Source organism: Apibacter adventoris, from assembly GCF_002964965.1.
Lineage (GTDB): Bacteria > Bacteroidota > Bacteroidia > Flavobacteriales > Weeksellaceae > Apibacter > Apibacter adventoris.
Genome location: NZ_PSZN01000023.1, coordinates 147,864 through 168,232, shown reverse-complemented (window position 1 = coordinate 168,232; position 20,369 = coordinate 147,864). Strand labels below are relative to the sequence as shown.

General features: G+C 24.6%; 15 protein-coding genes. All 15 read left to right on the top strand.

The annotated features are described in order from the left end of the window. Positions 1-44 precede the first annotated feature (44 nt). Positions 45-539, top strand: coding sequence for an acyl-CoA thioesterase (locus tag C4S76_RS10450; protein WP_105194409.1), 495 nt, complete (start codon positions 45-47; stop codon positions 537-539). A gap of 3 nt (positions 540-542) precedes the next feature. Continuing rightward, positions 543-1,097: a dTDP-4-dehydrorhamnose 3,5-epimerase gene (gene rfbC, locus C4S76_RS10445; RefSeq protein WP_105194408.1), complete on the top strand. Its 555-nt coding sequence runs from the start codon at positions 543-545 to the stop codon at positions 1,095-1,097. Further along, a complete protein-coding gene (gene rfbD, locus C4S76_RS10440; RefSeq protein WP_105194407.1) occupies positions 1,094-1,945 on the top strand; it encodes a dTDP-4-dehydrorhamnose reductase in 852 nt (283 codons plus the stop codon). Before rfbC ends, rfbD begins: the two co-directional genes overlap by 4 nt. A gap of 17 nt (positions 1,946-1,962) precedes the next feature. Next, a complete protein-coding gene (locus C4S76_RS10435) occupies positions 1,963-3,501 on the top strand; it encodes a lipopolysaccharide biosynthesis protein (RefSeq protein ID WP_105194406.1) in 1,539 nt (512 codons plus the stop codon). 10 nt (positions 3,502-3,511) lie between these two features. Then, a complete protein-coding gene (locus tag C4S76_RS10430) occupies positions 3,512-4,345 on the top strand; it encodes a glycosyltransferase (RefSeq protein ID WP_221405014.1) in 834 nt (277 codons plus the stop codon). Between the two features lie 22 nt (positions 4,346-4,367). After that, positions 4,368-5,825: an O-antigen ligase family protein gene (locus C4S76_RS10425; protein WP_105194405.1), complete on the top strand. Its 1,458-nt coding sequence runs from the start codon at positions 4,368-4,370 to the stop codon at positions 5,823-5,825. Then, positions 5,825-6,694, top strand: coding sequence for a glycosyltransferase family 2 protein (locus C4S76_RS10420; RefSeq protein WP_105194404.1), 870 nt, complete (start codon positions 5,825-5,827; stop codon positions 6,692-6,694). The genes C4S76_RS10425 and C4S76_RS10420 overlap by 1 nt, the downstream gene beginning before the upstream one ends. A 54-nt stretch (positions 6,695-6,748) precedes the next feature. After that, positions 6,749-7,705 (top strand): glycosyltransferase, encoded by a 957-nt coding sequence (locus C4S76_RS10415; RefSeq protein ID WP_105194403.1) that lies wholly within the window; start codon positions 6,749-6,751, stop codon positions 7,703-7,705. Between the two features lie 4 nt (positions 7,706-7,709). Next, positions 7,710-8,873, top strand: a complete 1,164-nt coding sequence (locus tag C4S76_RS10410; RefSeq protein WP_105194402.1) for a glycosyltransferase — start codon at positions 7,710-7,712, stop codon at positions 8,871-8,873. A 177-nt stretch (positions 8,874-9,050) separates the two neighbouring features. After that, positions 9,051-10,115, top strand: coding sequence for a glycosyltransferase family 4 protein (locus C4S76_RS10405; protein WP_181044108.1), 1,065 nt, complete (start codon positions 9,051-9,053; stop codon positions 10,113-10,115). A 41-nt stretch (positions 10,116-10,156) separates the two neighbouring features. Beyond that, positions 10,157-11,623 (top strand): glucosyltransferase domain-containing protein, encoded by a 1,467-nt coding sequence (locus C4S76_RS10400; RefSeq protein ID WP_181044107.1) that lies wholly within the window; start codon positions 10,157-10,159, stop codon positions 11,621-11,623. A gap of 151 nt (positions 11,624-11,774) precedes the next feature. Continuing rightward, positions 11,775-12,869 carry a DUF1972 domain-containing protein gene (locus tag C4S76_RS10395; protein WP_105194399.1) on the top strand — a complete coding sequence of 365 codons (1,095 nt, stop codon included), beginning with the start codon at positions 11,775-11,777 and terminating at the stop codon, positions 12,867-12,869. Then, complete coding sequence (locus tag C4S76_RS10390) at positions 12,854-14,038, top strand: O-antigen ligase family protein (RefSeq protein WP_146105735.1); 1,185 nt, start codon at positions 12,854-12,856, stop codon at positions 14,036-14,038. Before C4S76_RS10395 ends, C4S76_RS10390 begins: the two co-directional genes overlap by 16 nt. A 67-nt stretch (positions 14,039-14,105) precedes the next feature. Next, a complete protein-coding gene (locus tag C4S76_RS10385; protein ID WP_105194397.1) occupies positions 14,106-15,521 on the top strand; it encodes an exopolysaccharide biosynthesis polyprenyl glycosylphosphotransferase in 1,416 nt (471 codons plus the stop codon). Between the two features lie 542 nt (positions 15,522-16,063). Then, a complete protein-coding gene (locus C4S76_RS10375) occupies positions 16,064-20,368 on the top strand; it encodes a CusA/CzcA family heavy metal efflux RND transporter (protein ID WP_105194395.1) in 4,305 nt (1,434 codons plus the stop codon). Position 20,369: the final 1 nt, after the last annotated feature.

Here is a 20,369-nt window from a genome sequence, read left to right as displayed (position 1 = left end):
ATAAAAAACAATTAACTTTGTTATATTTTAAATTTTAAATAAACATGATAAAAGAACCGGAATCTGGACACAGAGTAAGATTTATGGATTGTGATCCTATTGGGCATTTATCTAATATACGATATTTCGATTATATGTTAGATGCTAGGGAGGATCATTGTCTGGAAAATTATCAGATTGATAATTTTGCTCAATCAAAAAAAACAGGACGTTTATGGGTAGCTTTACAGAACCAAATTGCTTATATCAAAGAAGTGAAATTTAATCAATTTGTAAAAATATCCAGTAAAATTATTAAATTTACAGACAAAACAAATACTGTGGAAATTTTAATGTATAATGAAAATAAAACAGTAGTACATGCTGTTTTATGGACTACGTTAATATATTTTAATTTAACTACCCGAAAATCAGAAGATCAACCGGAAGAATTTTTAAATCTATTTCAAAATGTATGTGTAGATATACCAGAAGAACTTTTTGAAGATAGAGTCATGAGTCTAAGATCGTGGAATAAACAGAATCTATCCAAGCATTAGTATATGAATGTTACTGAAACTAAATTAAAAGGTTGTTTTATTCTTGAACCGCAAATTTATAGTGATTCCAGAGGTTATTTCATGGAAACTTTTAATCTAGAAAAATTTACAGAAAAAATTGGTTATAAACCTAATTTTGTTCAAGATAATTTATCGGTTTCTACATATGGAGTAATTAGAGGATTACATCAACAATTACCACCATTTGCTCAGTCTAAATTAGTTTATGTATTAGAAGGAAAAGTTTTAGATGTAGCAGTAGACATTCGTAGGGGATCTCATACTTTTGGACAATTTATAACTATAGAACTATCATCAGAAAATAATAAACAATTATTTATTCCTAAAGGATTTTTACATGGTTTTTCTGTATTGTCTGAAAAGGTAATTTTTGCGTATAAGTGTGAAGGTTTTTATAATAAAGAGAGTGAATTTGGAATTAATCCTTTGGATAAGACTCTTAATATAGATTGGAAGATTAAAGAAGGAAAAGAAGTAATATCAGAAAAAGATAAGCAAGCTATTTCTTTTAATGAATTAAACCCAGTTTCTTTATGAAAAAGATATTAGTTACAGGAGGAGATGGCCAATTAGGTCTTTCTTTAAAACAAAAGATAAAAGAAAAACCACCAGTTAATTGCTCATTTGTTTTTACAGATGTTCAAGAATTAGATATTATGGATGAAATATTTGTAAAAACTTATTTCTTTTCTAATAAATTTGATTATGTAATCAATTGTGCTGCCTATACTGCGGTGGATAAAGCAGAAACAGATACTGGTAATGCAAAAAAATTAAATGCAGATGCGGTTAAATATTTAGCTAAATCTTGTTCATCCCAAAAGGCTACATTAATCCATATTTCAACAGATTATGTATTTTCTGGTGAAGAGCCTTTTCCCAGAAAAGAAGATGATCCTACACATCCTTTAGGAATATATGGGAAAACAAAATTAGAAGGAGAAGTAAATGCATTACAATATAATTCCAGATCTTATATAATAAGGACTGCATGGTTGTATTCGCCTTATGGTAATAATTTTGTAAAAACCATGTTGAAATTATTTAAAGAAAAAGATCAAATTAATGTAATAGAAGACCAATTAGGTTCTCCTACAAATGCATTGGATTTAGCTGAAGCGATATTAACTATTATTCAGAATGATATAGGTTCTTATGGAATTTATCATTATTCAAATGAAGGGGAATGTAGTTGGTTTCAGTTTGCAGAAGAAATAAAAAAACTAAGTAAATCCAATAATATTAAAATTAATCCAATACCCACTTCAGAATATCCTACTCCGGCAAAACGACCTAAATATAGTTTATTGGATAAAACTAAAATCAAATCTACTTTTGGAATTTCTATTCCTGAATGGAAAGAGAGCTTAAGAGGGATGTTTTGAATAAGAAAGAAGATTAAATGTCAGGAAGAGTAGAAAAGAGTTTAAAAAACACTAAAATATCAGCAATATTTTATGGGGTGACTCTTTTAATAACTTTTATAAGTAGAAAAATTTTCTTAGATACTTTTGGTCCAGAGATTTTAGGCTTAAATACAACTATAAATAATCTATTAGGATTTCTTAATCTAGCAGAGCTAGGTATAGGAACAGCTGTTTCTTATATGTTATTTAAACCTTTATATGAAAATGATCATAAAAAAATTAATGATATTATTTCTATACAGGGATATTTATATAGAAAAATTGGAATTATAATAATAATTTTAAGTTTATTAATCCTACTCTTATTTCCATATATTTTTAGAAAGGCACATGTTGGGTTTTGGGTTCCATATGTTACATTTATTGTTTTTTTAGCTAATCCGTTGTTTAGCTATTTTTTATCATATAAACAGATTCTTTTTACATCAGATCAGAAAGAGTTTAAGAATACTCAAATAATTCAAACAACCAAAATTGTAAAGAATATTTTACAGATAATTGTAATTTTTTTTGTTAGTGAAAGTTATTATTATTGGTTGGTTATAGAATTTTTAAGTTATTTTGTTATGGCAATTCTTATAAATAGAGAGGTTAATTATTCATATCATTGGTTAAATATTGCCAAATCTAAAGGAAAGGAATTACAAAAAAATTATCCAGAAATTATTATTAAAACCAAACAGCTTTTATTTCATAGTATAGGTAATTTTGTTTTAACTCAAACTAGTCCGTTAATTATTTATTTTTATTTAACATTAACTATAGTAAATATATATAGTAATTATCAGATTATTATTCTAGGTCTATTAGCAGTTATGAATATTATTTTTAATAGTATGATTGGAGCTATTGGTAATTTAATAGCTGAAAATAATAAGGAAAAAATATATAGGGTATTTTGGGAGATTTTTTCTATAAGATATTTTGTGAGTTCTGTTTTATGTTTTGGATTATATTCTCTAGTTAATCAATTTGTTGCAATTTGGTTAGGGAATAAATATATTATAGATGATATTTCACTCATTATAATGGTAGCTAATGTTTTTATTTTATTAACAAGGACAACTGTCGATCATTACATTGTAGCTTATGGATTGTATCACGATGTTTTTGCCCCGATAGTTGAAATTGTATTAAATCTTAGCTTATCATTTGTTTTAGGTTATTATTTTGGACTTCCAGGAATTCTAGGAGGGGTATTTGTTAGTTTATTTATTGTTATAGGGGTCTGGAAGCCTTATTTGCTTTTTCGGTATGGGTTAAAAGAAAAAGTATTAGTTTATTATTTTAATAATATTAAACTTTTTTTAATTTTTTTGTTTTCAGGACTTTTTACTTTATTTTATATTGGGGATATTAAACACTATTTTTCTAATAAATATTTAAACTTTGTTTGTGTAGCTGCAACAAAACTAACTATATTTATTCCTATTATATTTATATTATATTATATTTTTGATAGGGGGACACGTTGTTATACAAAAAGATTTTATAAGAAATTCTTTAAATCATAAAAAGAAATAAATGCAAAAAATAAAAGTATCAATTATTGTTCCTTGTTATAATAAAGGGAAGTATCTTGAAGAAACTCTTAGAAGTATTATAAATCAAACGTATGAGTATTGGGAATGCATAATTATTAATGATGGTTCTAAAGATAATACTGAGGAAATATCCTTAAAATATTGTAAAAAAGATGTTAGGTTTAAATATATTTATCAAGAAAATTCTGGAGTTTGTGTAGCAAGAAATAAGGCAATAAATAGAGCTAAAGGATTATATATACTATGTTTAGATGCAGATGATATAATTTCAAATAATTTTTTAGAAAAAACAGTTTTTTATTTGGATAATGATGATACGATAAAAGTAGTTTCAACGAAGGTGATAACGTTTGGATTTAAAAAAGAGGTTATAAATTTACCCAAATTTAGCCTTGAAACTCTAGTTGGACGAAATATATTTTGCAACACATCACTTTTTAGAAAAGAAGATTTTATTAGAGTAGGCGGTTATAATGTAAATATGTCTAAGGGTCTTGAGGATTGGGATTTTTGGATATCTATATTGGAAAAAGGAGGAACAGCCGTATACGAAAATCAAGCAATTTTATTTTATAGAATATTACCTAAATCTAGGAATAATTCTTTAAAAGAAAAAGAATATAGGAAATTAAAAAAACAAATCTGGGAAAATCATAAAGAACTTTATGGTTCTTATTATTTAGATCCTGCTTTAGATGATTGCTATTTGAAAATTTATTTATCTAGGGAATATCGATTAGGAAAAATCTTATTAGCTCCATTTAATTATATTTCGGGTTTATTTAGATTAGTTTTTTTTAAATTATTTGGTTAAATAGTTATAATATTATTAATTTATGAGTAATTTTATTACATCTTATGCAGGGGTTCTAAAGGGCTTCATTTTTATTTTTTTTATTTTTTATACTTTTATTATTATTATTACAAAAAATAACAATAATAAAGTTAAATTAGTTTTATTTGCATTAATATTCTTTCAATTAGATATTACTATATTATCCATTTTGAACCCTATAGATCGATTATGGTTTATTTCTTTGTTTATTTCATCTTTAATTAATTATAATAAGTCTAAAGAACAGTTATTAAGGAATCCATATTTAGTATCTGTTTTTATTTTTTTTGTAATTTTTATTTTTTTAGCAATCTTTGATCAACGTTATTCTATAGTTAAGAATTTAATAAGAGCTTGTTTGTATGTTGTAGATAATTTTGGTATTTTTTTGTTGTTAGGTATTTTTATTGAATCTAAAAAAGATGCCATTAAAGTATTGAAATTTTTTTATTACTGCATGTTAATCTGTTCGTTTTATAGCATTGTAATTCTACTTTTTAGAGTTAATTTATATAATGATTTTTTTAGTGAATTGTATGGTACACATAACGTATCAAAGAGTTTGATAGATAGCTATAGAATGGCTATCTCTTCTTTTGTAATAAATCCACATCGTTATGGTTTGTTTTTAAGTATAGCTATAATAATACGAATAGCTTTGTATAACCAAAATTTTTCAAACTGGAAGTTTTCTAAACTTCAAATCTTTTTTTTACTTATACTTATTTTAAGTAACATAATGTCAAATTCAAGAGCTTCTTATTTAGCACTAATTATAGGATGTATTATTTATAGTATTTTTGGCTTGAATAAGCAAGGAAAAATTATTCTTTTAAGTAGTTTATTTTTGTATATGCTTATTGTTAACTCTTATACAAGAATAAGTTTTAAGAATATGCCACAAATAACAATTTTTAAGGAAATAGGGGCAAATACAAAAATAGGGGCAAATACAAAAATAGAGGCAAATACAAATTCATCTAACAATGAAAATAAGAAAATGCAAGTTGAAATAGAAGAAGAAGTAGCAGGAAGTACTATTGAAATGCGTATAGAACAATTTAGACTTTCCGTAGAGCTGGTAAAAGATGAAATTTTAATTGGTAGAGGATTTAGATGGTTAAAAGAAGAATTTGGATTAGATTCTACTAAGAAGGATTTTGTAATGAAAAAAGGATATTATGGATTTGAGAGTTTTATATTTGTTACTTTAGTAGAAACAGGAATATTAGGTTTAATAGCATATTTTATAGTTTTTGGAAGAATTATTTTGTATAATTTTTTAAAAATTATTAAATTTAGAAAGGATGAAAATCAAGTTATTAGTTGTTCTTTATCACTAAGTATTTTTTTAGCATATTTTGTATTTATTATAACTACAGGAGAGGGGCATATGACTCCTATAACATTATCTTTAATAGCAATCTTAACTAAATATATTCAAGTAAAAGCAACTTAATGAATAAAAGTATTTCTTTAGTTCTAGCTACTTATAATGGGGAAAAATATATACTAGAGCAATTAGATTCTATAATGAATCAGGAATTGCTTCCTAACGAAATTATTATTATAGATGATTGTTCTACAGATAGAACATATTCTATTTTAGAATCATATAATTTTAAAGAAATAAAAGTTCAAATTATAAAAAATGAAAAAAATGTAGGGCCCATAACTAATTTTAAAAGAGGAATCAATTTAGCAACTAGTGATTTTATAGCATTATGTGACCAAGATGATATATGGTTGCCGAATAAATTAAAATTATCATTAAATGCAATTTTAAAATTAGATTTTAATAATATACCATGTGCTATTTTTACAGATTTACGGTTAATCGATGAGCACAACAAACTTATAGCAAATTCACTCCATAGTAAATGGAATATTGATCCTTCAAAATTTGATTTTTTTTTGATATTGACATCCAATGTAGTTACAGGTTGCACTCTTTTATTTAATAAGTTGATGCAATCAGAAATACAAAGTATGCCTGAAGATATACTAATGCATGATTATTGGATTGCTTTAATAGGATATAGTATAGGGCAGATAAAATATGTAAAACAAGAAACAGTATTGTATAGATCTCATAATGATAGTGTAACATCAAAAAAACAAAGTTCCTTTATTATGAAGATGAGGGATTTTAGAGAAGTTAATCAAAAACAATATGAGCAGTTAAGAAAATTTATGAAACAATATAAATTTTGTTTACGTATAGAGGATAGAGAGATTGTAACTAAATATTTGAAAATGAGAAAAAAAAATTATATAGAACAAAGAATAATTATAAAGTTTTGGAAATGGGGAATAAAATTAGTTTAATATTGTTTTTAAAATGTTAAACAGATGAGTATAATAATTAATAAGAATTAAGTTATGTCTGAGACAGTTGCCGTTGTAATATTAAATTATAACTCATATGAAGATACTAATAATTGTATAAAATCTTTTCTTAAAGCACATCAAAACTATAAGAAAGTATTTTCATTTATAATTGTTGATAATAATTCGACTAATAATTCAGTTGAGAAAATTAATAAATTTATTATTCAAGATATAAAAAAAGAAGTTCATCAACTTACTGAAAATTATGAAAGAAATATTTTAAATAATTCATTTTTTACTATTTTAAAACTAACAAAGAATTATGGATATGCAAAAGGTAATAATTTAGGTATAAGATTAGCAATTAAAAAAGGAGCAGAGTATTTATTAATATTAAATAGCGATATTATAATAACAGAAAATATATTAGATCCCTTAATGAAATTTAAAAAAACGCATGCAGGGTATGCATTGGTATCCCCTATATTATATACTAAAAAAGATATTATTGATTATAATTGTGCTAGAAAATCACCATCAGATTTTGATATTTTTATAGAATTTACTTTTTTAAGAAAAATCCCTTTTTTTAAAAAAATTATAGATAAACGTTATATATTAAAAAATGTTGATTTACAAAACATTGATTTTATAGATATAGATTTACCCTCTGGATCATGTATGTTTTGTGAAAGCGCCTTAATGAAAAAAATTAATTTTTTTGATGAAAACACTTTTTTATATTATGAAGAGAATATTTTATATGAAAAAATTAAAAGTGAAGGATTAAAAAATGCTTTATTATTAAGTGTATCTGCAATTCATTTAGGAGCTCAAACAACTAGTAAATCTAGTAATTATCAAATAGTAAATTTTAATTATCAAAGTGCATTATATTATCTCAGAAAATTTAGAATACACACATATTTTCTTATTGGCTATTTAAAAATCAGACAAAAATTAATTTTAAAATACTTAAAGTTTAAATCTATAAGAAAGAAAAATTAGTATAATGAAAAGAATAATATTTGATTTAACAGCCGTTCAACCTAATGATACAGGAATTTTTCATGGAGGAGGAAAATATGCAAAAACAGTTTTTTTAGAATTAATAAAATCTATTCCTTCGGACTATTTATATGTTTTATATGATTCTAAACAGTTTATAGAAGAATTTTTACTATACGAATGCGAAGCATATGGGGTAAATATATTAGATATTTCTAAGCATTCATTAAAAGAACTTATTTTTAAATATAATATAAAAATATTTTATACATCCATTCCAAGTTATTATATAAAAGAAAAATTTGATAATGAATGTAAATTTGTTTGTACAATTCATGATTTAAGAGAAATTGAATTAGTGACAGACACATATGAAATAATGTACACTAAAGGTTTAAAGAACATTTTAAAATTATTTATAAAAAAATATTTTCCTAAAATATATATTAATCATCAAATAAGTAAATATTATGAATTTCTAAAAAATAATTCTACAGATTTCATTACTGTTACAAATTATTCAAAATATTCTTTATTGACTATATTCCCATTTTTGAAAGAAGAAAATATCCAAGTATTATATAGTCCATTGTATACAATAAAAGAAAATTCAGAAAAATATATTAGTTTAGTAGAAGAACCCTATTTTTTATTAGTAAGTGGAGATAGGTGGGTGAAAAATAATTATCGAGCTATAAAAGCATTAGATGGATTGTATTCTAAAGGATTAATAAATACTTATAAAGTATTACTTACAGGCTGTAAAAAAAAAAATATTTATAAAAATCATATAACTAATAAAGATAAATTCATATTTATAGATTATGTAGATGAAGAATTGTTAGATAAATTATATAAAAACTGTTATGCTTTTATTTATCCTACTTTAAACGAAGGGTTTGGTTATCCTCCTTTAGAGGCCATGAGATATAAAAAACCAGTATTATCATCGGCAAGTTCCTCATTATTAGAACTATTAGAAGATTCGGTTTTATATTTTAACCCCTATACTATTATAGAGATTCAAAACAAAATAATGCAAATATTAAATTTGCAGATATATAATAAATATTCTAAAAAAGCATATAATAGATATCTAGAAGTAAGGAATAGACAAGATGAAGATTTGAAAGGAGTAATTGATTTTATTGTAAAAAAGATAAAGTAAATAGAATTATAAACACTTTTTTATTTATATGTCATGTTTTCGAATGGTAATGGCGATTGTAATAGGGTAGTTGTGAAATTAATAACATGTATAAGTAGGGATAATTTTGTAGTGTACAAATTGATTTTTTATAAAATTTTTATATAATATAAGTAGATAGATTAGATGAAAATACTTATGATTACTAGACCAAATTTGTATATATCTCCTGGGGGAGATACAGTACAGGTTGAAATGACAGCAAAATATTTAAGAAAATTAAAAGTTTCTGTAACCATAGGATTGTCTAATCATTGCTTTAAATATGATGATTATGATATAATCCATTTTTTTAATATCATCAGACCTGATGATATATTGCCACATATTAAGCATAAAGTTCCATTTGTAGTATCAACAATTTTTGTAGATTATTCAGAATATGAAAATTTAAAAGGAAGATTTATTTTTAGAATATTTTCATTAGGACAAATTGAATATATAAAATCTATTGCTAGATGGATAATAAATGGGGATAAAATAAAATCTAACTATTTTTTATTTCATGGTCAGAAAAAATCAATAAAAAAGATAATATCAAAAGCAAGCATGCTCTTGCCAAATTCAAAACATGAATATTTACGATTGGTAAAATACATTGGAGATGTAAGGGTTCCATATAGAAAAATTGTTAATGCAATTGATGATAAAATTTTTAATTATAAAAATTCTGAAATTACTGATTTTAAAGATACAATAATTTGTGTAGGAAGAATTGAAGGGCTTAAAAATCAATTAAATCTAATTAAAGCTCTAAAAAATACAAATTTGTCTGTCCTAATAATAGGAAAGCCTTCTCCTAATCATATTAAATATTATAATAAATGTAGAAAAGAAGCTCAAGGTTTTCAAAATATTTGTTTTATAGAACATATTTCTCATGAAAAATTAGTTAATATTTATAAATCAGCAAAAGTACATGTATTGCCTAGTTGGTTTGAAACTACTGGTTTAAGTTCTCTGGAAGCAGGAGCTATGGGCTGTAATATAGTTATAACTAAAAAAGGTGACACCGAGGAATATTTTAAAGATATGGCTTTTTATTGCGAACCAGATGATGTTAATTCAATAAAGGAAACTGTATTAAAGGCATATTATGAACCAATTAATCCAAAATTAAGGGAATATATATTAAAAAATTATATTTGGGAGATAACAGCTCAAAAAACTTTAAGCGCCTATAATGAAATATTAAAAAAATAATTGTTTATAATATCATAATAATGTTACAAAATCTAAAAAAAATGGAATTAAAAAAAAATGAAATAAATATATGTTTATTTTCATTATGTATAAGTTTATTAACTTATGGATATGGATTAATGAATTTTAGCTTACCTATTGATGCTCAAGAAGAAGTTATTAATCCTAATTTTATGTTATCTGTAGGGAGGTGGGGAATTTGTTTAATTAGGTATCACTTATTTCATGGCTATACTCCTTATTTTACACCTCTTGTGAGTCTTGTATTGTTATGTTTATCATCGCTAATGCTAATTAAGTTACTAAATATTCAAGGTATTTATGCTTATGCATTTTGCATATTATATTTAACTTTTCCGCAATTAGCATATCAATTAGTTTTTATTACTCAAGCAGATGCAATAGCACTTGGATATGTTTTATCCATAATTAGTATTTGGCTATTCATTAAATCTATAGAAATATCAAATAAACGAAAAGCAGTAATATATTTTTTATTCGCATGTTTCATAGCTATGTTTACATTATCGATATATCAAGCTTTTATTTTTGTTATTCTTGTTGTTTATTTATCTTATTTATTATTTAAAGATTCAAGAAAAAAACTTTCATATAAATATGAAATAAGTAAAAGTATTGTTTTTATTTTATTTATTGTGGTGTCCGCTTTATTTTATGTTATATCTTTAAAATTGGTAGGGATAAAAGGATATGATGATTACATAGAATCAAGTTATACTTCACATAATAGTTTAAAAAATACAATTTTTAATTTTATTAATTTATTAAAGATCCAGTTATTGGGTAAAGCTTATTTTGGAAATTCTCTTTATATAATAGCTACTCTTTTGTTTATCTTAAGTATATTTAAATATTTTCTAGAAAAAAAAATATTTCAATTAAGAACAATTATTTTAAGTGCTATATTAATTCTTCCATTTTTTATTTCTTTATTTATAACAGGAGGTTATCATCCTCCAAGATTGTATTTAGCAACTAATATATCTTTCTCAATAATAATAATTGACTTTTTTTTGAAAATAAAGAAACAAAACATGACAATTGTTTTAGTTAGCTTTGTTGGGGCTATTAATGTACTTTTTATAACACAATTATATTATTCTCAAAAACGTGTTAGAGATTTTGAGGTAATTGAGGCAAATAAAATGGACTTAATAATTAGAACTAAATATCCAGAGTTTAAAGAAAATATAAATCCAGTCTATTTTCATGGAGGATTGGAGAAAGCTAATAGATTTAAGCTAAATAATTCTGAAGTATTTGGTGGATCTTTTTTACAATGGAATGGAGGAAATAATGGTTTAATATTAGGTTTTTTCAGATATTATAATATTGCAAATTATAAAATGATAGAAAAAGATGATTTCATAAAAATTAAAGATTCAATAAATAATATGCCTATTTGGCCTGATTATGGATCAGTAAAAATGGTAGAAGGAGTTGTTATTATTAAGTTAGGAGAAGAATATGGATATTTGCATTTTTGATAAAAATGGTAAGTAAAAATATTTTTTATTCCTTTAATTTAAAAATTTCTTTTAAATGACCTTTTTTTATGAATTGCTTAGACAGTAGAATGAATAAAAATAAATATAATAATATTTATTATATTTGGTTCATTATATATCTATTAAGCTAATGAAAATAGCCATTTTAGGTACTAGGGGTATTCCTAATCACCATGGAGGATTTGAGCAATTTGCAGAATTTTTTTCAATATTTTTACAACAAAGAGGGCATGAAGTCTATGTTTATAACTCGTCTTTACATCCCTATAAAAAGAAAATATATAAAGGAGTCAATTTAATTCATTGTACAGATCCGGAAAATAAAATAGGAACGGCTGGACAGTTTATTTATGATCTAAATTGTATTTTAGATAGCAGGAAGAAAAATTTTGATGTAATTCTCCAATTAGGATATACAAGTAGTAGTATTTGGCATTTTTTACTACCTAAGAAATCTGTTATTATAACTAATATGGATGGATTGGAATGGAAAAGATCAAAATATTCAAAAAAAACACAAAAATTTTTGAAGTTTGCAGAAAAATTAGCAGCAAACCATGGAGGGTATCTGATAGCAGATTCTGTAGGAATACGGGATTATATAAAAGAAGAATATAGAAAAGAAACAAAGTATATAGCGTATGGTGCAGAAGTGTTTTCTGATACAAAAGAAGTACTGTTGAATAAATTTTATTTATCTCCCTATCAGTATCATTTATTGATAGCCAGAATGGAACCTGAAAATAATATAGAAACTATTATTGATGGAATAATTGAAAATAAAAGTCAAAAACCGTTGATACTTGTAGGAAATTATAAAAATACTTCATTTGGGAAATATTTATATGAAAAATATAGTAATAATTTTAATATAAAATTTATTGGAGCAGTTTATGATATAGAAATTCTAAATAACTTGAGATATTTTTCAGATATATACTTTCATGGTCATTCGGTAGGTGGAACTAATCCATCTTTGTTGGAAGCAATGGCATCCAATTGTTTTATAGTTGCTCATGACAACATATTTAATAAATCTATATTGGGAGATGATGCTTTATATTTTTCAACATCTAATGATATCTCTCAAATTTTAGTATTTCAAACTAAAACGAATAATTATAAAAAAATTAATTCCAATTTAGAAAAAGTTGCAAAAAAATATTCTTGGGAAAATATAAATCAACAATACTTGGATTTTATATTAGAATGCTTAAAAAAATAAATATATCTTCTACGTTTCTATCTTTTGCTTTAATTTCATTAATTTTTGGATATGCAATCAGTAATATCTTTATAATATTATTGGTAATAACAGGGATTTATTATATTATAAAGAATAAAAAATATGTTTTACATAAATATCAGATACCGATCTTACTTTTATTTATATATCAATTAACAACTTTATTATGGTCTATTAATAAGAAATCTACTATACATCATTTACAACTAGAATTGCCTATTTTATTACTACCTATTTTTGTATCTCAATTCCCAAAATTAGATAGAAATGATATATATAAAATTATTCGCTGGTTTTCTATAGGCCTTATTATATATTTCCTTTCTTGTTTAAGTAATGCCTTTTTTATCTATCAAAAAACTTATAATATAGAAGTATTTTTTTATCATCCACTTGTTTCTCTGTTTAATAATCACGCAATATATATATCATTGTATTGTTCATTTTGTATTTTAGGGCTTATTAATATTAAAAAGCCAAATGTTTTTGACTTATTACTTATCTGTTTATTATTTTTATTTTTACTATTATTAGCATCAAAAAATATTATTATATCTGTTTTCATTATTCAAATTATAATATTTTTTAGTAATAAAAAATTTTGGAGAATAAAGTTCATTGCTTTATTAATATTTTTTATTAGTGGTTGGTTTTTGTTTTTATATGATAATCCAATAAGAGAAAGATTTTTAGAAGAATTAAACTATTTAGATTTTTCTCAGGTTCTATTTTCAAAAGATTTTCAGGAATATCATTGGACAGGAACGAATTTAAGGGTTTTTCAATTACGATTGGGCTATGAAATCCTAGAACAATATCATAAATGGATTGAGGGATTGGGACTGGGAGCATCTCAGAGTATATTAGATATATGTTATAAAAAATATCATTGTGAGCAATATTATTCCTATAACTTTCATAATCAATACATGCAGACACTAGTAGAAAGTGGGTTATTAGGTCTTTTACTATTAATAAGTCTAATATTATACTGTTTTTATATATCCATCAAAGATAAAAATTTATTTATATTTATATTTATTTCTTTAATATGTTTATTATTTATAACAGAAGTAGTTTTTTTTAGACAAAAGGGAGTAATTTTTTTTAGTTTGGTGTACACGATTTTTTTTAGTATTAAAAAATGAAAATTATCATAGTTATATAATAATAAGTCTATATTTATTATTTTTGAATACTATAAAAATAGGTTTAATGATACAGCATATACGCTATTCAAAAAATATTTTTCTTATCCTACAATTATTAGATTTAGTTTTCTTTATTTCTTTCTTTTTATTGTTTTTAAAATATCAATACTTACAAAATGGAGAAGTTAGAACTATTGAACAATTAATAAAATTACATTATAAAGCCCTAATTCTTTTTATATTTAGCTGGTGCTTTATTTCTATAAATACAAATATTTATAAAATAAGCAGGTTAGATAGTTTATTTTCAATATTAAAAAATAATTTATATCAGACTCTATTATTTAGTATAATAGTATTTGCTGTATCAGGTTTTAAAACCAGTGATTTATTTTCACCTAAACTTTCAATAATTTACTTAGCGATATTGTTCTTTTTCAATTCTTTAACAAGAACATTCTTATTTATATTATTGAAAATCTATAGAAGTTTGGGGGGCAATATTAGAAAAGTAATTTTTATAGATGAAAATTCAAATACGCAATCTTTTATAAATTTATTATCAAAAAGAAAAGATTATGGATTTGTAAATTATGGAATATTTTTGTTTGATATTAAATCTGATTTACGACAAAAAAGATATAATTTTGATTTAAATGATTTAAAGTGTTTTCTTTTAGAAGAAAATATTCAAATAATATTTTTTTCATTAAATGGTAAGCTATCGGAATCAATTCAGGATGAAATAGTTTTATTATCTCAAAAATGTCATATAGATATTAGATTTATCCCTAATACTTTATACGATCCCTTTAATAATCTTAAATTAAAATATTATGACACTTTTCCTATTTTAACATTTGATAATTTCCCATTAGATAATATTTGGAATCGTATATTAAAAAGAATTTTTGATATTGTTTTTTCATTATTTATAATCGTTTTTTTATTTAGTTGGTTATTTCCTATTATTATTTTTATAATTTTAATAGATAACGGAAAACCTATATTTTATTTACAAAAAAGAGTAGGATTATATGGGAAAATTTTTTATTGTTATAAGTTTAGAACAATGAAAAAGAGTAAAGAAAATGATATAAAAGCTACTGTAAAAGGAGATTCAAGAATTACAAGAATTGGTAAAATTCTAAGAAAAACAAGTTTAGATGAATTACCTCAATTTTTTAATGTTTTATTTGGAAATATGTCTGTAGTAGGACCAAGGCCACATATGGTTTTACAAGATGAATATTATAGTGAAGAAATGAGAAGATATACTTTAAGACATTATGTTAAACCAGGAATTACAGGATTAGCACAGATTAAAGGTTTTAGGGGGCAAATTAGCTCAAAAGAAGATATACAAAAAAGAATTATTTCAGATATTTATTATATAAAGAATTGGTCTTTTATATTAGATATATTTATAATTATACGTACATTTTTCAAAACAGTAGGAGGAGATAAAAAAGCATTTTAAATTTACTTTCAAATTATAATTTTTAATATTGTGAAAATTACATAGAAAATCACTATTAGAATTTTATATACTATTAATTCATAATATAATTTCAACCAACATAAGGTGCATTTTGAAATTATTATTCATTATTATTTACTTTATATGACTTAAAAAAATTAGACTCATAGAATCTAATAAAAAAACTAAGATATAATATAAAGTATGAAAAATATGAATATTTTTAGTTTTCTAATTAAGAATATTATGCTTTACTATTTTATGTGTTTTCAACATATTTTTTATGTATTCTTATCTACACATTTTATTAAATTTAATATGGGTTTTTATAAATAAATCTTTAAAAAATAGATTAATAAATTCCCTTTGATTTAGATAATTAATTGTTTCAATGCATTTTAAATAAATTTTATTAATTATTGATAATTTATTTACCGATATAATTTTTATTGTAAATAGAGTTTGCAATTTGGTTGCAAAAATCATTATCTATTTTTATATTATTTAATAAAATATAAATTAACTTAAATAAAGCTTTATTTATGTTTGAAAAAATTATCCAAATCTCAATTAATAATAAATGGTTAATAATTATAGGAGTTTTAATATGGTTAATTGCTGGAATTTACTCTATTAAACATTTAGCTATAGATGCAACTCCGGATATTACTAATAATCAGGTACAGATAGTAACCACATCTCCAACTTTAGTACCTCAAGAAATAGAAGAATTAATAACCATTCCTCTTGAGTCTGAATTACGAAATATTCCAGGTGCTTTAGAAGTGCGATCCATTTCAAGATTTGGACTTTCTATTATTACAGTTGTTTTTAAGGATAAAGTACCAACTTTGAATGCAAGACAATTAGTAGAAGAACAAATTAAGCTAATAAAAGATGAAATTCCTGAAGGATTGGGGGAACCAAAATTAATGCCCATTACTACTGGGTTAGGTGAGATTTATCAATACGTTCTCAAAGTAAAGCCCGGATTTGAAAAAAAATATGATACTGAAAAATTAAGAACCATTCAAGACTGGATGATAAAAAGACAATTAAATGGTATAGAAGGAGTAATAGAAATTTCAAGTTTTGGAGGAAAAGTAAAAGAATATGAAGTGTCTATAGATCCATTAGCTCTACATAGTTATAATCTCACATTAGATGAAGTGAATGTAGCATTGAAAAAGAATAATCAAAATTCAGGTTCTGGTTATATACAACAAGACCACAATCTTTTCTATATCAGAACAGAAGGAGTATTGAAAAAAAATCAGGATATTGAAAATGTTGTAGTAACTGTGAAAGAAAATGTTCCTGTAAAAATATCAGATATAGCGAAAGTTAAGATTGGTTCAGCACAGAGGTTTGGTGCTATGACAATGGATGGTAAAGGAGAAGTAGTAGGAGGAATTACTTTGATGTTAAAAGGTGCGGACTCATATAAAACAGTTCAAAATGTTAAAGAAAGAATAGCGAAGATACAAAACTCATTACCGGATGGATTAGAAATATATCCTTATTTAAATAGAGCCAATCTAATAGATAAGACTATATCCACTGTAACCCAAAATTTAGTAGAAGGGGGCTTAATAGTTGTTTTGGTATTAATCATATTACTTGGAAATTTACGAGCAGGACTTATTGTAGCTTCTGTAATTCCTTTATCCATGTTGTTTGCTCTTATTATGATGAATATTTTTGGTGTTTCTGCAAACTTACTATCATTAGGAGCAATGGATTTTGGTATTGTTGTAGATGGAGCCATAATTATAATAGAAAGTGTTATACAAGTTTTATATACAACATATTTAAATAAAAAATTAACTCAAAAAGAAATGGATAAGATCATAGGAAAAACAGCAGGGAATATTTATAAATCAGCAGCTTTTGGAATTTTGATTATTATCTTAGTCTTTGTACCAATTATGTCGCTTACAGGTATAGAAGGAAAAATGTTTAGACCTATGGCCATAGCTGTGAGCTTTGCAATTTTAGGAGCCTTTATTTTATCACTTACTTATGTTCCTGTAATGATTGCTTTATTTCTAAACAAAAAAATAGCTTCACAAAAATCCATTGCAGGTAAAATAATTAATACATTAAAATCACTTTACCTACCTATATTAAAAAAAGTTCTACAGATGCCTTATAAAATAATAGTCGGAATATTTGTTTTATGGATTTTTTCTTTATGGATTTTTTCTCGGTTAGGGTCAGAATTTGTCCCCACTCTTCAGGAAGGAGATATAGCCATGCAAATGAGTATACAACCTGGAAGTTCTTTAAATGAAAGTATTTCAATGACTACTAAAGTAGAAAAAATTCTTAAAACTAATTTTCCGGAAGTTTTACATGTAGTTTCTAAAATAGGTACCGCAGAAGTACCTACTGATCCTATGGGTATAGAAGATGCAGATATTATGATAGTTTTAAAAAATAAAAAAGAATGGGTATCTGCGAACAATCAAGAACAATTAGTACAAAAGATGAAACAAAAGTTATCTTCTATACTTGGGGCTTCTTTTGAATTTTCTCAACCGATTCAACTCAGATTTAATGAGTTAATGACAGGAGCAAAAGCAGATGTTGTGGTAAAAATATTCGGTGAAGATCGTGAAAAACTTAAAGAGCTGGCAAATACAATAGCAGGAATAATAAAAAATTTAAAAGGAGCTGGAGATGTTAAAGTAGAACAGACAGAAGGTTTAAAACAAATGAAAATTTCATATAATCGTTTAAAAATGGCTCAATATGGTTTAGATATAGAAACGTTAAATCAGATAATCAAATCTACCGTAGCAGGGCAAAAAGCAGGAGCTATATTAGAAGGAGAAAAACGATTTGATTTGGTTGTAAGATTGGATGAAAGATTTAGAAATAATTTAAATTTAGAACAAATATATGTTCGCACATCATTAAATTCTTTAATTCCAATATCAGAAGTAGCTACTATAAATTTTGAATCTGCCCCTATGATGATATCCCGAGAAAAAGCTCAGAGAAAAATAAATATAGGAGTTAACGTAAGAGGAACAGATATGGCAACCTTAGTTAAAAATGTAGATAGTAAAATAAAAGAAAAGATACAATTACCACCTGGTTATCAAATAGAATATGGAGGAGCTTTTGAAAATTTGCAAGCAGCCAAATCCCGTTTAAGTATAGTAATTCCTATAACCTTAGTAACCATTTTTTTCTTGCTATACTTAGCTTTTAAAAATATTAAAGATGCTATATTAATATTTACAGCAGTACCTTTAGCTTCTATTGGAGGAATCATAGCTTTGTGGTTAAGAGGTTTACCTTTCAGTATATCTGCAGGAGTAGGCTTTATAGCTTTATTTGGTGTAGCTGTACTTAATGGAATTGTTTTAGTAAGTGAGATAAATAAGGTTAAAAATTTCGGTAAAATAAAATCTTTAAAAGAAATTATAATAGAAGGCGCTTTAACACGTTTACGTCCGGTTTTCATGACAGCAATGGTAGCCACTTTAGGATTTTTACCTATGGCTTTATCAACCTCGAATGGAGCTGAAGTACAAAGACCTTTAGCTACAGTAGTAATAGGCGGATTAATAACTTCTACCATGCTCACACTTCTTGTAGTACCGTCATTATATTATATTATAGAAAAAGGATATAAAAAACAGATAAATAAGAAAATAGCAACATTTGTATTATTTTTTTGTGGAAGTATTCTTACAATGAAATCACAAACAAAAGTTTCATTGCCAGAGTTACTTAGAAGAGCATCTACAGAAAATTTAGATATAAAACATGAAGAATTACAAATACAGAAAGAGACATTAGAAAAGAAATATGCATATACGACAGGTAGTACTTCTTTCTCTTTAGGTTATGGACAATATAATAGTAAAGTAGCAGACTTTCAACTTGAGGTTTCACAAGATTTAGGAAATATATTTTCTTATAAAAAAAATCAACAACTATCTGAATCTAAAATAGAATGGTTGTTGGCTCAATCTTTATTAAAAAAACATTTAATACAATTTCAGGTTGAGCAGCTTTATAACCAATGGCTTTATACAATAGAAAAAAAAGCACTTTTTAAGCAAATAGATTCTTTATATATAGTTGGATTGAACAGAGCACAAATTAGATATGAAAAAGGAGAAACAGACTTTATGGAAAAACAATTTTTTAAAGTGGAAGTTGAGCAAATTCTACAACAAAAAATAAATAATGAAAAAGAATATCTTGACATAGAAAATCAGTTGTATACTATTTGTCATATAAATTCAGATGAAACATTAATTCCCGTAGATAGTTTTTATAAAATAAGTAATTATACTTATTCCGATAGTTTGAACAGAGTTTTTTTACAAGAATATGAAAAACAACAAGAAGTAAACCATAGTATTCTATCTTTACAGAAATCTCAACGTTTGCCGGAAATATCTATTGGAGGAATTATGCAAAGTTTAGATCAGGATTATAATTATTATGCAGGAGTTATAGGGATTAGTATTCCCTTATTTAATAATGCTTATAAAAAATCTAAGGAACAAATCTTAGTGGATAATTATATGATTGATAATAAAAAAGAACAAATAAACAGAACATTAGATTTGAAAATTAAACAGCTCAAAGAAGAAGAAAGAATTTATAATAAAGAGTTGGTATTTTTTGGAAACAGACATTTACAAGAATTAAAAAAAATGAGGGAGGTAGCTACTATCAAATATAAATATGGAGAAATAGATTACCTTCAATACTGTAGTATGTTAAAATCTTCTGTAGAGGCCAATCTTACATATCTTGACTTAAACAATGTATATAATCGGATTTTAATAGAATTAAAATATATAACACAATCCAAATAAA

What these genes read in the sequence shown, in the direction of transcription:
- rfbC (WP_105194408.1), top strand. Translation starts at nt 543, where the DNA reads ATGAATGTTACTGAAACTAAATTAAAAGGTTGTTTTATTCTTGAACCG.
- C4S76_RS10390 (WP_146105735.1), top strand. Translation starts at nt 12,854, where the DNA reads ATGCTTAAAAAAATAAATATATCTTCTACGTTTCTATCTTTTGCTTTA.
- C4S76_RS10375 (WP_105194395.1), top strand. Translation starts at nt 16,064, where the DNA reads ATGTTTGAAAAAATTATCCAAATCTCAATTAATAATAAATGGTTAATA.
- C4S76_RS10420 (WP_105194404.1), top strand. Translation starts at nt 5,825, where the DNA reads ATGAATAAAAGTATTTCTTTAGTTCTAGCTACTTATAATGGGGAAAAA.
- rfbD (WP_105194407.1), top strand. Translation starts at nt 1,094, where the DNA reads ATGAAAAAGATATTAGTTACAGGAGGAGATGGCCAATTAGGTCTTTCT.
- C4S76_RS10430 (WP_221405014.1), top strand. Translation starts at nt 3,512, where the DNA reads ATGCAAAAAATAAAAGTATCAATTATTGTTCCTTGTTATAATAAAGGG.
- C4S76_RS10415 (WP_105194403.1), top strand. Translation starts at nt 6,749, where the DNA reads ATGTCTGAGACAGTTGCCGTTGTAATATTAAATTATAACTCATATGAA.
- C4S76_RS10410 (WP_105194402.1), top strand. Translation starts at nt 7,710, where the DNA reads ATGAAAAGAATAATATTTGATTTAACAGCCGTTCAACCTAATGATACA.
- C4S76_RS10395 (WP_105194399.1), top strand. Translation starts at nt 11,775, where the DNA reads ATGAAAATAGCCATTTTAGGTACTAGGGGTATTCCTAATCACCATGGA.
- C4S76_RS10435 (WP_105194406.1), top strand. Translation starts at nt 1,963, where the DNA reads ATGTCAGGAAGAGTAGAAAAGAGTTTAAAAAACACTAAAATATCAGCA.
- C4S76_RS10405 (WP_181044108.1), top strand. Translation starts at nt 9,051, where the DNA reads ATGATTACTAGACCAAATTTGTATATATCTCCTGGGGGAGATACAGTA.
- C4S76_RS10425 (WP_105194405.1), top strand. Translation starts at nt 4,368, where the DNA reads ATGAGTAATTTTATTACATCTTATGCAGGGGTTCTAAAGGGCTTCATT.
- C4S76_RS10385 (WP_105194397.1), top strand. Translation starts at nt 14,106, where the DNA reads ATGATACAGCATATACGCTATTCAAAAAATATTTTTCTTATCCTACAA.
- C4S76_RS10450 (WP_105194409.1), top strand. Translation starts at nt 45, where the DNA reads ATGATAAAAGAACCGGAATCTGGACACAGAGTAAGATTTATGGATTGT.
- C4S76_RS10400 (WP_181044107.1), top strand. Translation starts at nt 10,157, where the DNA reads ATGGAATTAAAAAAAAATGAAATAAATATATGTTTATTTTCATTATGT.